Annotated in this window: 16 protein-coding genes and 1 pseudogene; 8 read left to right on the forward strand and 9 right to left on the reverse strand. The window is 62.8% G+C overall.

The features are described 5' to 3' along the window. The first annotated feature begins 38 nt into the window (after nt 1-38). Nucleotides 39-968: an NADP-dependent oxidoreductase gene (locus ABH939_RS13710; protein ID WP_404649715.1), complete on the forward strand. Its 930-nt coding sequence runs from the start codon at nt 39-41 to the stop codon at nt 966-968. Here ABH939_RS13710 and ABH939_RS13715 read toward each other — a convergent pair. Continuing rightward, nucleotides 958-1,404, reverse strand: coding sequence for a PaaI family thioesterase (locus tag ABH939_RS13715; RefSeq protein ID WP_231915215.1), 447 nt, complete (start codon nt 1,402-1,404; stop codon nt 958-960). The two genes, ABH939_RS13710 and ABH939_RS13715, sit on opposite strands and share 11 nt — an antisense overlap. A 55-nt stretch (nt 1,405-1,459) precedes the next feature. On the opposite strand from ABH939_RS13715, the gene ABH939_RS13720 reads away from it, so the two are divergent. After that, the gene (locus ABH939_RS13720; RefSeq protein WP_064075431.1) at nt 1,460-2,053 is read left to right on the forward strand and encodes a TetR/AcrR family transcriptional regulator; all 594 of its coding nucleotides are present in this window, start codon (nt 1,460-1,462) and stop codon (nt 2,051-2,053) included. 34 nt (nt 2,054-2,087) lie between these two features. Here the strand turns inward: ABH939_RS13720 and ABH939_RS13725 are convergent, their stop codons facing one another. Further along, nucleotides 2,088-2,996: a DMT family transporter gene (locus ABH939_RS13725; RefSeq protein WP_047270118.1), complete on the reverse strand. Its 909-nt coding sequence runs from the start codon at nt 2,994-2,996 to the stop codon at nt 2,088-2,090. An 83-nt stretch (nt 2,997-3,079) separates the two neighbouring features. On the opposite strand from ABH939_RS13725, the gene ABH939_RS13730 reads away from it, so the two are divergent. Continuing rightward, entirely contained in the window at nt 3,080-3,970 is an 891-nt protein-coding gene (locus ABH939_RS13730; RefSeq protein ID WP_042921818.1) for a LysR family transcriptional regulator, read from the forward strand. Nucleotide 3,971: 1 nt separating this feature from the next. On the opposite strand, the gene ABH939_RS13735 is transcribed toward ABH939_RS13730, so the two are convergent. The 3 genes from ABH939_RS13735 to ABH939_RS13745 are packed head-to-tail and all read right to left on the reverse strand — an operon-like array spanning nt 3,972 to nt 5,261. Next, a complete protein-coding gene (locus tag ABH939_RS13735; protein ID WP_003941757.1) occupies nt 3,972-4,328 on the reverse strand; it encodes a PLD nuclease N-terminal domain-containing protein in 357 nt (118 codons plus the stop codon). Nucleotides 4,329-4,385: 57 nt separating this feature from the next. Next, on the reverse strand, nt 4,386-5,009 hold the full coding sequence (locus ABH939_RS13740) for a TetR/AcrR family transcriptional regulator (protein ID WP_030537114.1): 624 nt from the start codon (nt 5,007-5,009) through the stop codon (nt 4,386-4,388). A 57-nt stretch (nt 5,010-5,066) separates the two neighbouring features. Then, nucleotides 5,067-5,261, reverse strand: coding sequence for a DUF1918 domain-containing protein (locus ABH939_RS13745; RefSeq protein ID WP_003941743.1), 195 nt, complete (start codon nt 5,259-5,261; stop codon nt 5,067-5,069). Between the two features lie 179 nt (nt 5,262-5,440). On the opposite strand from ABH939_RS13745, the gene ABH939_RS13750 reads away from it, so the two are divergent. From ABH939_RS13750 to ABH939_RS13765, 4 genes are all read left to right on the forward strand, one after another. Continuing rightward, a complete protein-coding gene (locus ABH939_RS13750; protein ID WP_030537115.1) occupies nt 5,441-7,453 on the forward strand; it encodes an MFS transporter in 2,013 nt (670 codons plus the stop codon). A gap of 52 nt (nt 7,454-7,505) precedes the next feature. Further along, on the forward strand, nt 7,506-8,096 hold the full coding sequence (locus ABH939_RS13755; RefSeq protein ID WP_003941800.1) for a TetR/AcrR family transcriptional regulator: 591 nt from the start codon (nt 7,506-7,508) through the stop codon (nt 8,094-8,096). Then, nucleotides 8,093-8,224 (forward strand): hypothetical protein, encoded by a 132-nt coding sequence (locus tag ABH939_RS13760; RefSeq protein ID WP_256082667.1) that lies wholly within the window; start codon nt 8,093-8,095, stop codon nt 8,222-8,224. Before ABH939_RS13755 ends, ABH939_RS13760 begins: the two co-directional genes overlap by 4 nt. Nucleotides 8,225-8,347: 123 nt before the next feature. Next, a complete protein-coding gene (locus ABH939_RS13765) occupies nt 8,348-8,674 on the forward strand; it encodes a VOC family protein (protein WP_404649756.1) in 327 nt (108 codons plus the stop codon). Here ABH939_RS13765 and ABH939_RS13770 read toward each other — a convergent pair. The 4 genes and pseudogenes from ABH939_RS13770 to ABH939_RS13785 all read right to left on the reverse strand — a co-directional run. After that, nucleotides 8,673-9,062, reverse strand: a pseudogene (locus ABH939_RS13770) (arsenate reductase ArsC); the annotation flags it as partial. The gene ABH939_RS13765 and the pseudogene ABH939_RS13770 overlap by 2 nt on opposite strands. Further along, the gene (gene arsB / locus ABH939_RS13775; protein ID WP_404649716.1) at nt 9,059-10,162 is read right to left on the reverse strand and encodes an ACR3 family arsenite efflux transporter; all 1,104 of its coding nucleotides are present in this window, start codon (nt 10,160-10,162) and stop codon (nt 9,059-9,061) included. The gene arsB and the pseudogene ABH939_RS13770, both read right to left, overlap by 4 nt. Next, nucleotides 10,159-10,545, reverse strand: a complete 387-nt coding sequence (locus ABH939_RS13780; RefSeq protein WP_003941739.1) for a helix-turn-helix transcriptional regulator — start codon at nt 10,543-10,545, stop codon at nt 10,159-10,161. The genes arsB and ABH939_RS13780 overlap by 4 nt, the downstream gene beginning before the upstream one ends. A 64-nt stretch (nt 10,546-10,609) precedes the next feature. Next, the gene (locus tag ABH939_RS13785) at nt 10,610-11,494 is read right to left on the reverse strand and encodes a metalloregulator ArsR/SmtB family transcription factor (protein ID WP_064075434.1); all 885 of its coding nucleotides are present in this window, start codon (nt 11,492-11,494) and stop codon (nt 10,610-10,612) included. 95 nt (nt 11,495-11,589) lie between these two features. Here ABH939_RS13785 and ABH939_RS13790 point away from each other — a divergent pair, with 95 nt between their 5' ends. Further along, on the forward strand, nt 11,590-12,951 hold the full coding sequence (locus tag ABH939_RS13790) for an NAD(P)-binding domain-containing protein (RefSeq protein WP_050655316.1): 1,362 nt from the start codon (nt 11,590-11,592) through the stop codon (nt 12,949-12,951). The last annotated feature ends 59 nt before the right edge of the window (nt 12,952-13,010 follow it).

Here is a 13,010-nt window from a genome sequence, read left to right on the forward strand (position 1 = left end):
CGGGGAATATCGCTTCCCCGAGGACGGTTGCGCGAGACATGACCAAAACTGTTGTAGCGCAGACGTACGGCACGCCCGAGGTCCTGAAGCTGGTGGACGTCGATTTACCGTCACCGAAATCAGGTGAAGTCCTGGTCGACGTGAAGGCGATCGGCGTCAATCCCTTCGACTTCAAGCTCTACAGCGGCGCTTTCGGCACCGACCCCGAGAAACTTCCCATCGGCCTCGGCGGCGAGGCAGCGGGCGTCGTCTCGGCTGTCGGCGACGGCGTCACAAATGTGAACGTCGGCGACGAAGTGATCGTCAGCCCCGGCAACGGCCTCTACTCCGAACAAGTAGTCGTGCCGGTCTCCTCTGTCACCGCGAAGCCCGCAGGCATCAGCTGGGAACAGGCAGCCGGCCTCCTTCTGGTCGGCGGAACTGCAGTCGACGCCCTCGACACCATTCGGGTCGGTTCCGGCGACACCGTTCTCATCCACGGCGCGTCCGGCGGCGTCGGCGCGATCGCTGTTCAGTTGGCAGTTGGTCGCGGAGCTACGGTGATCGGCACTGCGGGAGCCTCGAATCAGGATTACGTGCGCTCGCTCGGCGCCACGCCTGTGCTCTACGGCCACGGCCTCGAAGCGCGTGTCCGTGAACTCGCGCCGAACGGCGTCGATGCGGCGTTCGACATCGCCGGAACGGACGAAGCCGTCGATGCATCTCTGGCTTTGGTCACCGACAAGAGTCGCATCGTCACCATCGTCGCGTTCGGACGCGCCCAGACCGACGGCTTCGCGTCTGTCGGCGGAGGCAATCCGGCAAGTGCCGAAGCACGTTTGAAGGCTCGATCCGAGCTGGTCGAACAAGCCGGTTCCGGACATCTCACCGTGAAGATCGCCAAGACTTTCCCACTAACGGACGTCGCGCTCGCTCACACCGAGTTGCAGAGCTCCCATCCCGCCGGGAAGTTCATCCTCATTCCCTGACGTTGCTTGCGGTTCCCTGTGTCTGAGGGGCGAGTGGAACCAACAGGGTGGTGCCGAACGCGACGAGCACGGATTCGCCTTCGCGTTCGGCATGTAACTCGGCAGTGACGAACACCTGCTTGCGCCCGGCCTTGACCGAGCGCGCCGTAGCGACAAATGCGGTTCCGACGCCCGGACTCACGAAATTGACCGCGCAGTTGGACGCCGCCACGACACCTACCTGGGTGAAAGCAGCAAATCCGCACGCGGTGTCGACGAGTCCCGCCACGAGCGCAGCGTGCAGGTGTCCCGAGTACTGGCCCAGATCCTCACGCCATTCGAGCCGCAGACAAACGCGACCCGGTTCGGCCTCCGTGACTTCGAATCCGGCCCACCGGTTGAAGGCCGCCGAGGCGTTGACCGCCCGCAACTGTTCGAGCATTTCAGAATTTCCCATGTAGACCAGTCTACATAGATTGTGGTGGATCGCTGGGGTGTTTAAGCTCCAACTCGTGGCGACTCCCCCGAAACACCGCGAAGCACTCGTACGAGCTGCGGCCGATCTGTTTCGCCGCCAGGGGTATGCGGCAACGGGCCTCAACGAGATCCTCAAGTCGAGCGGGGCGCCGAAAGGTTCGCTGTACCACTACTTTCCCGGCGGCAAAGAGCAGATCGGCGAAGAGGTCGTCCGCGTCGGCGGGCAGTTGGTCACCGACACCCTGACCGAACTCGCCGACAGCCAATCGGACGCCGGGTCGCTGCTGCGCGAGTACGCGCGGTTGCTCGCCGGATGGGTGAGCGATTCGGATTTCCACGAAGGCTCGCCGATCACGACGGTGTTGTTGGAACTTGCCCCCGATTCGGAGAGCGTGACAGCCGCCGGACAGGCGGTGTATCGACAGTGGACTTCGCTACTGCGCGACACACTGATCGCGTCCGGGGTCGGACGTGCGCGAGCGGAACGGCTTGCCATCCTGGCAGTGTCCGCGCTCGAGGGCTCGCTGGTGCGGGCTCGCGTCGAACGATCCGGTCAGCCGATTCTCGATTCCCTCGGCGAGGTCGCCGACGTGTTCGACGGAGCAATCGCCGCGGCGCACTCTCGCTGAGCGAACGCGATCTGAGCGAACGGCACTCTCGGTCTCATGAAGGCGCCGAAAGGTACGTTCGCTCGGAATCGGAGGGTGGCTCAGTCGGCTTCCGGGCGCCATCCCGAGCACCACCTCGAGCACCACCGCGGGCCGCGCCGATCCCTGCGACGACGACGCACGCGATACCTGCCACGGCCAGAACACTCGGAACCTGTTGCAGCACAACCAGACCGATAAGCTGCGCGAAAGCAGGCTCGAGACTCATCAGCGTGCCGAACGCCGCCGTGGACAGCCTTCGCAACGAGACCATCTCCAGAACGAACGGCACGACGGGCAGCAAGATCGCGAGTCCGAGGCCCACGAGAATCAGATGCGGAGTCAGCCGCCCGATAGCCGAGTGGCCTACGGCAATTGTCGCGGCCAACCCGGCTACCGCCATCGACACCGCCAGCCCGTTGATCCCGGCAACCTCGTCGCCGACGCGCTGGGTGAGCAGTATGTACATCGCCCAGCAGAGCGCCGCACCGAGTGCGTACGCCACACCGACCAGATCGACTGTCCCTGCCCATGGTTCGGTGAGAAGCACGACGCCCACGCCTGCCAGAACCGGCCACAGAACGCGGCCACGCCCCCGGAGCAATGCAACCGTCAGCGGACCCAAGAATTCCAATGCGCTTGCTGTTCCCAGCGGAAGGCGCTCCACCGCTGCCATGAACAGGAGCGTCATGCCTGCGGTGACCACACCCAGAACCACGCAAGCCAGAAACGCCTTGCGAGTGAACGCCGAAGGGCGGGGCCTGACGATGATCAGAAGAATGATGCCTGCCCAGGCGAGTCGTAGCCACGCCGCTCCGTCTGCGCCGAGCTGATCGATCAGGCCCACCGACACGGCGAGCCCGAGCTGCACGCACAACATCGCCAAAACAGCCAGGCCCACTCCGGCCCGCGCTTTCGTATCCATAGCTGAATTGAACGGGAGGCCAACCGTTCGTGTCCACGCGATTTTGACCTACATTATGTTCACGATTAGTGAATGATCGAAGGATGGAAACCCGTCGACTCCATCTCCTCCTCGAACTCTCCCGCTTGGGTTCGATGCGTGCGGTCGCCGAAGCGCACAACCTCACGACGTCGACAGTGTCCCAACAACTCGCGGCCTTGACCGCGGAGACCGGTACCGCACTGATCGAGCCCGACGGTCGCCGGGTGCGGCTGACGCCGGCCGGTCAACGACTGGCCGATCATGCCGTCACCATCCTGGCAGCCGTCGATGCAGCTCGCCTGGACCTCGATCCGGACGCGGAACCGGTGGGGACCCTGCGAGTCGGCGGATTCGCAACTGCGATCAGAACCGCGATGCTCCCCGTCGCTCGAAGCCTGCAACGCAGTCACCCGCAGGTGGACGTGATGATCTACGAATACGAACCCGTCGAGGCTTTTGCACTCCTCGAACGCGACGATCTAGACCTCGCACTTACGTACGACTACAACCTTGCCCCCGCGTCGCCGAGCCCACTACTCGAAGCAATTCCGCTCTGGTCGACGCCCTGGGGACTGTGTGTTCCCGACGACGCCAAAGCTCCCGACAAGTCCACAGAATCCGGAATCGATCTCCGCGCCTTCGCCGACACGTCATGGATAGTGAACTCACGCAACACGGCAGACGAGCGCGCTGTGCGAACCCTCGCGTCGCTGGCCGGGTTCACCCCTCGGATCACTCACCAGATCGACAGTCTCGACTTGGTCGAACTCTTGATCCTCAGTGGTTACGGCGTGGGGCTGATGCCGCTCGAACGCAAGACTCGCGAAGGCGTGCGCGTCGAACCACTCGTCGATCCGCCCGTCATCCTCACTGCCTATGCGGTGACGCGTCGCGGCCGATCGTCGTGGCCGCCGCTTCGGCTCGTGTTGGACCGACTCACGGCCTACCGATAACTCACATCCGATCAGCGTCGCCGTCGCGGCGCTGCTGCTTGGCAATTCGACGCTGCTCTTCCGCCCGCTCGCGGCACTGACGCAAGAAGGCTTCGTCCGCCGCCGGATCCTGCGCAACGGCACGTCCCGGGCGCTCGTATTCGCCGTACCCGGTTGGGCCGACGTATCCGCGGGGCGCGTTCTGTCCGCGCCCGACCACCAGCCACAGAACCGATCCCAAAGTAGGAAGGAAGATGATGATCAGAATCCAGACGACCTTGGGTAGGTACTGGATGTAGGCGTCATCTCTCGTGATGGCGTCGACGATGCAGAAAATCCACAGCAACATCGTGATGAGGCCGAACAAGGCATAGGGCACGCTGGCGATTCCTCCCGAGAATAAAAAACCCTCGCCATGCTAACGAAAACAGACCAATTAGTACATTAGATTCTGGCGAATGTTGAACTCGAGCCATCCTCGGTACGCATCGACGTCCCATCCACTGACCCGACGCAATTGCTGATGAAGCTGAGGCGAGACGAAAGCGGCAAGTATGCCCGCAGCTTTCTCGAGCGAAATCTCAGGCCTCAACAAGCCATGCTCGGAGAGACCCTCGGCTATCGACATCGCATTGACGGCCGACTGATCCGACGACTCCTCGGATAGTCGACGCATGTCGGCATCCGCACCCGAGGATTCGACCGCGACCATCATCAGAGCGCCGGCACGTTCGAGCAGTCCGATGCCCTGAGCCACGATCTGGGAGACGATCCGGCGAACGTCATCGGGGTCCGAGGCCAGGTTCGGCGCGCCGAGTGGAACCTCTTCGGCATCGAGCGCCGCAGCGAGGGCCGCTTCGAAGATCTCGAGTTTCCCGCCAGGGAAGGCTGTGAACACCGTCCGATCGGCGACGCCGGCCGAGGCGGCAATCTGCTTGACGGTGGCACTGACATACCCGTCTCGAACAAACAAGGCCGTCGCCGCATCACGAATGAGTTCACGCGTTCGCTGCGCGGAAGCTTCACGCACGCGGGAGTGGTACTGGCGTCTGCCCTCCATTGCGCACACTTTAGCCGCATTCGATGCAACGACCATGCATGGAAAGAATCGTGCAGCTCAGGAGCCTTTTCCGGGGTGGTCTATCCAGCCGTCGCTACCGGGAAACACCAACGCCTCGTGGCCGTTGTCGTACCTGACCAGATAGGGAGGACCGCCGTCCTCGCCGTGCACCTCGAGAACCTCGGCAGTTACCTCCGCCTGCCCCACAACGCGCCCCTGGACGTGGAGACGGTCACCCACTTCGGCATGCATCACTCCTCCTCGCTGCCCGCTCGCGCAGGCGCAGACCAACCACTGACGTTGTTCCCGCCATGCCGACTCGGAAACCCTGGGGCGAGTTGCCGTCGTGAGAAATCGCATATTCACCGAAGGTGACAGTGACGGGTGAACAGTGGTTCACTCATGGGTGAATTCCCGTTCACCATCGCCGCGTGAAGGACCGTCTCTTGGCATTGCACTCGTCTCCGACCACTCGCCGTTCAAGTCGGCTCATTACCGCAATTCTCTGTCTTTCCGGCACCGTGGTCGCGCTGCAACAAACGATGGTCATTCCGTTGTTGCCCGATTTCCCGAAGATCCTCGGCGTCAGCGCTGACGACGCCTCCTGGCTCGTCACAGTCACGCTCCTCACGAGTGCCGTCGCCACTCCGATCGTCTCCCGCCTGGCAGACATGTTCGGAAAACGACGCATGATGCTGATCTCGATGACGATGATCGTGGTCGGATCACTGGTCGCGGCGATCGGCGGCAACTTTGTCGCCCTGCTGATCGGACGTGGTCTCCAGGGCTTCGCGATCTCGATGATCCCCGTCGGAATCAGCATCATGCGCGACGAACTGCCCAAGGAGAAGGTGGCGTCGGCAACAGCGTTGATGAGTGCCACTCTCGGAATCGGCAGCGCACTCGGGCTCCCGCTGTCCGGGTTGATCTTCGAGCATCTGGGCTGGCCCGCCATCTTCTGGCTCTCGGCGATCGTGGGCGTCCTGCTGATCATCGCGGTAGCCGTCGTCGTCCCGGAATCGAGTGTTCGTACCCGCGGCAAATTCGACTTCCTGGGCGCGGTCATGCTTTCGACAGCACTCACGGCGATCCTCCTCGCCATCTCCAAGGGCGCCCGTTGGGGATGGACGAGCGAACTGACATTGCTGATGTTCGTCATCGGAATCGTGACTCTCGCATTGTGGTTCCCTTACGAACTCCGCGTCACCCAGCCGATGGTCGATCTACGAACGTCTGCCAAGCGGCCTGTTCTGCTGACCAACGTCGCCTCGATCCTCGTCGGCTTCTCGATGTACGCGAACAACCTCTCCACCACCCAACAACTTCAGATGCCGAAGATCTCCGGCTACGGCTTCGAACTGGGCGTGATGGCGGCCGGACTGTGCATGATTCCGGCAGGCCTCGCGATGGTCTTCTTCGCGCCCGTCTCCGCGAACATCACGAAGCGATTCGGAGCCAAGATCACCCTGATCGTCGGCGGCACGGTGCTCGCGCTCGCCTACATCGCGCGAGTGTTCCTGACCGGTTCGATAGCACTGATCATCATCAGCGCGGCGGTGGTCAGCATCGGAACCGCAATCGCCTACTCCGCGATGCCGATGCTGATCATGCGATCGGTTCCGATTACCGAAACCGCGTCGGCAAACGGCCTCAATTCGCTGCTCCGCTCAGTCGGTACTTCCACGTCCAGCGCGGTGGTTGCCGCCATGCTCACTTCGATGGTCATCCCGTCCGGGCCGGGCGAGGGCCTTCCGTCGATCGACGCCTTCAAGAACATCTTCTGGCTGGCCGCCCTCGCCGCCGTGGCTGCTGCCGCTGCCGCTGCGTTCATTCCTCGCCGCGGCGCAAAACCGGAAGCGGCACTTCGCCCGGTGACCCCGGAAGGGTTCGAGCTTCCCGACGCCGCCGTGTCCGAAACGGAAATTGTGGTTGCCGGTCGTGTGATCCGGGCCGACAGCCGACCGATCCGGCAGGCCGTTGTTACCGTGATGGACATGGAGGGTCGACCGATCGACTGGAGTCGCGCCGACAACGAGGGCAACTTTTCCCTCGCCCTACCCCGGCCCGGACGGTATTTGGTAGTGACGAGTGCCGACGGCTGGTCCCCTCGGTCGCAGGTGATCGCTTTCGACAGTGCGCAATCGACGCACACCGTCGAACTCGGTGACCGCCTCACCATCTCCGGCAAGGTCGGAGTCGGCGGCCGAACAACCTCGGGAACCGTCGTCACACTCACGAAACCGACCGGCGAATTCGTCGCATCCACGGTCACCGACGGAACCGGGCACTACGGAATCGCACTTCCCACATCCGGCCGGTACATCCTGACCGCGCTGACCGAGAGCGGACACGGCACATTGGCTCGTCAGATAGCGGTCATCGCGCAGTCCACCGTCGTCGACTTCGACGTACCCGTCGATGCCGAGCCGTTGACGACAGTATGAACGCCAGTACGAGCAACCGAACGCATGGCGATCGGGTATCGAGGCGAGCGACATGAGCAGCGGCGAAGCCAGCATCCTCACAGCAGCGAAAGCCTTGTTCGCGGAACGAGGTTACGCATCGACGACCATCAAGGACATCGCGGTCGCAGCCGGCTACTCCCCTGCCCTGGTCATGAAGATCTACGGCAGCAAAGCTCGGCTGTACTCGGCTGCGATCCCGTCCGCACCTCCGATGGACGAGGATCCGAATGCCGACGCCACCGGAGACATCGGCTGTCAACTGGTCGAGAAACTTGTCGCTCGTAGAGAATCCGATGAAACCGATCCGTGGGCAATGCTCGCAGTACACGTTCACGAGGCGCCAGATCCGGCCGCCGCTCGGGCCGAGATCAAGCAACGATACGTTCACGGGATCGCGCGCCGCATCGGCGACACGGAGCCCGGTTTGGTACGCAGCCAGATCGTCGTCTCACTGCTGCTCGGACTGGCCACCGGCATGCGGACGCTCGAACTCCTCGGTGAGGATTCACTGTCGTCGGAGGATCTGATCCGGCGCTACGGAAGGCTGATTCAAATAGCCGTCGACGAAATCGAACCGGTATCCGAGCACGAATCGTTCATCAGTGACACGGTGGAGGAATGACTACTTACCGATACCTCGACGCCGACCGGAATCTCCTCGAAGAGAAAGATTTCGAAACCGAGCAGGACGCACAGGAATACCGACTCTCCGTCCTCGGTGCCGAACACATCGAGCCCACCGACGAATGACGCCTCCGCAAAGGAAGCCGAAGCAAGGCATTCTGTAGCGTCGAGACCATGCCTGTAGCTCGCTTGGGATCGATCACCCTCGATTGCAGTGATCCACAACGCCTTGCGGAATTCTGGCGAAATATGCTGGGCGGCGAAATCACGTACAACACTGAGAAGTTTGCGACCGTCAGCACAGGCGGTGGCCAGATTACCGCAATCCGCATCGACGAACACCGCCCGAGCACGTGGCCGATGACTGCAATACCGAAGCAGATTCATCTGGATTTAGTGGTCGGTGATCTGGACATCGCACAGGAGCAAGCTGTCAGCCTCGGTGCTCAAATCGGTAGCCGGCAGAACGCGCCGGAGCGTTGCCGGGTTCTACTCGATCCCGCTGGTCATCCGTTCTGTTTGTGTCTGGCGGGTCCGAATCTGTCGCCGTGGTCAATGCCTGGCGAATCTGCGTGAGTTCGTCGATCAGAGCTTGAACGCGCCGCTCGATTTCGTCACGGATCGGGCGAACTGCCTCAAGGCCCTGTCCGGCCGGGTCGTCGAGAACCCAGTCTCGGTAACTCTTGCCGGGGAAGATCGGGCACGTGTCGCCGCAGCCCATGGAGATGACGACATCCGAATCCTGGACGGCGTCGACAGTGAGGATCTTCGGAGACTGCGCTGAGATGTCGATACCGCGCTCTGCCATCGCCTCGACCGCTACCGAATTGACGGTCTCGGCGGGTGCGGATCCGGCGGAACGGACCTCGATGGCGTCACCCGCGAGATGGCTCAGGAATCCCGCGGCCATCTGAGATCGACCGGCATTGTGGACGCAGACGAACAACACCGATGGTTTGCTCATGACCTCGCTCTTTCTCGACTGGATGAAACCTCTTCGACTGCAAAGCGTTTGCGTAGAGCAAGGGAGACATAGACCAGCCCGACGAGCACCGGTACCTCGATCAGCGGGCCGACGACACCGGCAAGAGCTTGCCCCGAGGTGGCGCCGTAGGTGGCGATGGCTACCGCGATCGCGAGTTCGAAGTTGTTGCCCGCGGCGGTGAACGCCAGGGTCGTGGTGCGTTCATAGCCCAATCCGATTGCGGCGCCGAGGATGTAGCCTCCGCCCCACATGAGCGCGAAGTACGCGAGCAAGGGCAGCGCGATCCGGACGACATCCCAAGGCTGGGAGGTGATCTGTTCGCCCTGCATCGAGAAGAGCACGACGATGGTGAACAGCAGACCGTAGAGCGCCCAGGGGCTGATCTTGGGGATGAACTTGTTGTCGTACCAGTCGCGGCCTTTGGCGCGTTCGCCGAAGAAGCGGGACAGAAAACCTGCCAGCAGCGGGATACCGAGGAAGATCAGGACCGATTTCGCAATCTGCCAGGGCGAGGTGTCGATGGTGGTCTGTTCGATGCCGAGCCACCCGGGCAGGACCGAGAGGTAGAACCAACCGAGCACGGCGAACATGATCACCTGGAACACCGAATTGATGGCGACCAGCACCGCGGCGGCTTCGCGGTCTCCGCAGGCCAGGTCGTTCCAGATGATCACCATCGCGATGCACCGAGCGAGACCGACGATGATCAAACCGGTTCGGTATTCCGGCAGGTCAGGCAGAAACAGCCAGGCGAGGGCGAACATCAGCGCCGGGCCGAGAACCCAGTTCAGGAACAGGGAGCCGGCGAGGAGTTTCTTGTCCCCGGTGACTGTGTCGAGGCGGTCGAAGCGGACCTTCGCCAGGACCGGGTACATCATGATCAGCAGACCGAGGGCGATCGGTAGCGAGATGCCGTCGATCTGCACCTTGTCCAGGGCAGTGTTCACACCGGGGATCCAGCGTCCAACCAGCAGGCCGACGACCATGGCCACGCCGATCCAGACCGCCAGATAGCGGTCGAGGGTGGAGAGTTTTCCGACGACTTCGGGGTGTTCGGTGGTGGCAGCGGTGTTGCTCATGCGGTGACCTCAGCGCAAGCGTCCGCGGCACTCACGCTCGCACCTTCAACCAGCAGAACGGCGGAAAGCTGTTGCAGCGCAGCCGGAATAACCCAGTAGTACACCCAGGTCCCGCGTCGTTCACAATCGAGCAGCCCGGCCTGGCGCAACACCTTCAGGTGATGCGAGATAGTCGGCTGAGACAAGTCGAACGAGTCGGAGATGTCGCAGACGCAGGCTTCACCACCCTCGTGACTTGCCACCAAGCTGAGCAAGCGGAGACGAACCGGATCGCCGAGGGCCTTGAACATCCGAGACAAGTCGCCGGCCCAATCCTCGGTCAACGGTTCACGAACGAGCGGGGTGCAGCAAGCCTCGGAGTCCGGCAGCTCTTGATTCGACATTCTTCGATATTGACAGATATCGAATCAACGCGCAATCGGGCATCCGGTCAGCCGGATCCCGGACTCATCCCTCGGCGATCGCCGTTCGACGCTCGAGCAGAACAGTGTCGCGCCACACGCCGTCGAGTTCGGCGATCTTCTCGCGAAGGCCGACCGTTCGAAACCCGGCCGAATGATGGAGCGAGATGGAGGCACGGCTCTCCGGGAACATCGACGTCTGCAGAGTCCAGAGTCCGTCGGCGTCGGCGGCCATGACTTGCTTGCGCAACAACGCCTTTCCGACGCCACGACCACGCATGCCGTCCGCAACGTACACGGAGTTCTCGGCAACCCCGCGGTAGCAGTCACGCTCGGAAACCGGACTCAACGCAGCCCATCCGACAACAACACCCCCGATAGTCGCCACCCATCGATGCTGCGGCAGCCACCGTTCGTGGAGATGCTCACGCGAGGGGACCTCAGCGGCAAAGGTGGCATTTCGGGTGTCGATACCCTCGCCGTAAATACGGCGAACCGCATCCCAGTCGTCGTCGATCATGGCCCGGACAGAGACATCGTCGGGCAAATCACTCGGGCAGCACGGACGCGGAGCAAGGACTCCCATCACCACATCCGCCGCCTGCGGCAAGGCAACGCAACACGTCGGACTCATCGCGACGACCGTGCTCGTCCCTTCCTTACGCATGGTCACAAAACCCACATCGGCGAGCTTGCGCAGGTGGTGCGACACCGTCGGTTGCCCGATCCCCAACGCCTCGGCGAGCGCTCCGACGGTAATACCACCGACCGCGCTCGCTACCCGGTGAAGCAATCGGACGCGCATCGGCTCGGCAAGGCAGGCGAACCACTGCGCGTAGGTATCGGCATCGCCCTGCGCGAGGACGGAAGAACGGATCTGATCCGGGTCCGAATCTCCGACTCGTACCGTCGGAGTCTGCAGCGAAGTCATCTCTCCACTATATCGACAGCTGTCGATGGTTGCTTATATTGATGATCGTCGATACAGTTCCCGTAGATCGATAATCGTCGATGAAAGGCACGAAAATGAACCCCCTACCCGTTGTCGTGATCGGGGCCGGCCCGATCGGCCTGGCAGCCGCAGCAGAACTGCGCGAGCGCGGACTCACACCCCTTGTATTCGAGCGCGGAACCACAGCCGGTGCTGCGATCTCCGAGTGGAATCACGTTCGACTGTTCTCCCGGTGGTCCGAACTCGTCTCCCCCGCCGCGCGGCGACTCCTCGACCAGAATGGATGGAGCTCACCCGACGGGCAGACCTATCCGACCGGCCGGCAATGGCGCGAGCTCTACCTCGAACCACTCGCCTCGGCCCTCGCCGACCTGGTCCAGTTCGACACCGAGGTGATCGGCGTCGCTCGACGCGGACGTGACCTGGTCGTCGACGCCGGACGCGACAGCGAACCCCTCTCGATTCACCTGCGCCGCCGTGACGGAACCGAGGATCGGATGTTCGCCCAGGCCGTTGTGGATGCGTCCGGCACCTGGGGCACCCCCAACCCGCTCGGTGGTGAAGGGCTTCCTGCACTCGGCGAAGGCGCTGTGGGTACTGCGATCCGGTACCGGGTTCCCGATCTCGACGATCCGGCAGTGCGGGCACAGTTCGCCGGAACGCACACCGTCATCGCAGGTAGTGGCCACTCCGCGCTGACGGCGATCGTTGCGCTGTCAGGGTTGGCGGAGCAGGCTCCGAGCACCCGCATCACCTGGGCGGTCCGCCGAGGAAACATCGGCTCTGCATTCGGAGGCGGCGACGCTGACGAACTGCCCGCGCGCGGCGCCCTGGGCTTGCGTGCAAAGAAGGCCGTCGAGGATGGCCTGTTGAGAGTCGTCACCGGCTTCCGCACCGCAGAGGTGACAACTACCCCTTCGGGACAACTCATACTCGCCTCCGATGCGGGTGATCGCATCGAGAACGTGGACAACGTCATAACGCTGACCGGCTTCCGCCCCGATCTGTCCTGGCTCTCGGAAATTCGACTCGGCCTCGACCCGGTCTTACAAGCACCGGTCGAGCTTGCTCCGCTGATCGACCCGAACGTCCACTCGTGCGGCACCGTTTACCCGCATGGCGCGAAGGAGCTTCGCCATCCGGAGCCGGGGGTGTACTTGGCTGGAATGAAAAGCTACGGCCGAGCACCCACCTTCCTGGCGATGACCGGCTACGAGCAGGTTCGCAGCATCGCAGCCGAGCTCGCCGGCGATCACGAAGCAGCGGCCCGCGTCGAGTTGGTCCTTCCGGAGACCGGAGTCTGCGGCGGCGCAGGCATTTTCGACGAACCTGACACAGCAGAAACCGACACAGGGAAAGCCGAGGGCGGATGCTGCAGCGCCCCCGCTCCGAAACTGATCACGCTGTCTGCACCGTCCGGCAACACCTGCGGATAGAAACAGTCCTTGACGACGGAACCAGCCCGCCGGGCTGCCACATCCGGCCGAACAAGGCA

The sequence above is a fragment of the Rhodococcus sp. 27YEA6 genome, from assembly GCF_044908235.1.
In the GTDB taxonomy this organism is placed as follows: Bacteria; Actinomycetota; Actinomycetes; order Mycobacteriales; family Mycobacteriaceae; genus Rhodococcus_F; species Rhodococcus_F qingshengii.

Excerpts from the sequence above, each read along its gene's own strand:
- ABH939_RS13710 (WP_404649715.1), top strand. The coding sequence starts at position 39 with ATGACCAAAACTGTTGTAGCGCAGACGTACGGCACGCCCGAGGTCCTG.
- ABH939_RS13715 (WP_231915215.1), bottom strand. The coding sequence starts at position 1,404 with ATGGGAAATTCTGAAATGCTCGAACAGTTGCGGGCGGTCAACGCCTCG.
- ABH939_RS13725 (WP_047270118.1), bottom strand. The coding sequence starts at position 2,996 with ATGGATACGAAAGCGCGGGCCGGAGTGGGCCTGGCTGTTTTGGCGATG.
- ABH939_RS13730 (WP_042921818.1), top strand. The coding sequence starts at position 3,080 with ATGGAAACCCGTCGACTCCATCTCCTCCTCGAACTCTCCCGCTTGGGT.
- ABH939_RS13740 (WP_030537114.1), bottom strand. The coding sequence starts at position 5,009 with ATGGAGGGCAGACGCCAGTACCACTCCCGCGTGCGTGAAGCTTCCGCG.
- ABH939_RS13745 (WP_003941743.1), bottom strand. The coding sequence starts at position 5,261 with ATGCATGCCGAAGTGGGTGACCGTCTCCACGTCCAGGGGCGCGTTGTG.
- ABH939_RS13755 (WP_003941800.1), top strand. The coding sequence starts at position 7,506 with ATGAGCAGCGGCGAAGCCAGCATCCTCACAGCAGCGAAAGCCTTGTTC.
- ABH939_RS13760 (WP_256082667.1), top strand. The coding sequence starts at position 8,093 with ATGACTACTTACCGATACCTCGACGCCGACCGGAATCTCCTCGAAGAG.
- ABH939_RS13765 (WP_404649756.1), top strand. The coding sequence starts at position 8,348 with ATGCTGGGCGGCGAAATCACGTACAACACTGAGAAGTTTGCGACCGTC.
- arsB (WP_404649716.1), bottom strand. The coding sequence starts at position 10,162 with ATGAGCAACACCGCTGCCACCACCGAACACCCCGAAGTCGTCGGAAAA.
- ABH939_RS13780 (WP_003941739.1), bottom strand. The coding sequence starts at position 10,545 with ATGTCGAATCAAGAGCTGCCGGACTCCGAGGCTTGCTGCACCCCGCTC.
- ABH939_RS13785 (WP_064075434.1), bottom strand. The coding sequence starts at position 11,494 with ATGACTTCGCTGCAGACTCCGACGGTACGAGTCGGAGATTCGGACCCG.
- ABH939_RS13790 (WP_050655316.1), top strand. The coding sequence starts at position 11,590 with ATGAACCCCCTACCCGTTGTCGTGATCGGGGCCGGCCCGATCGGCCTG.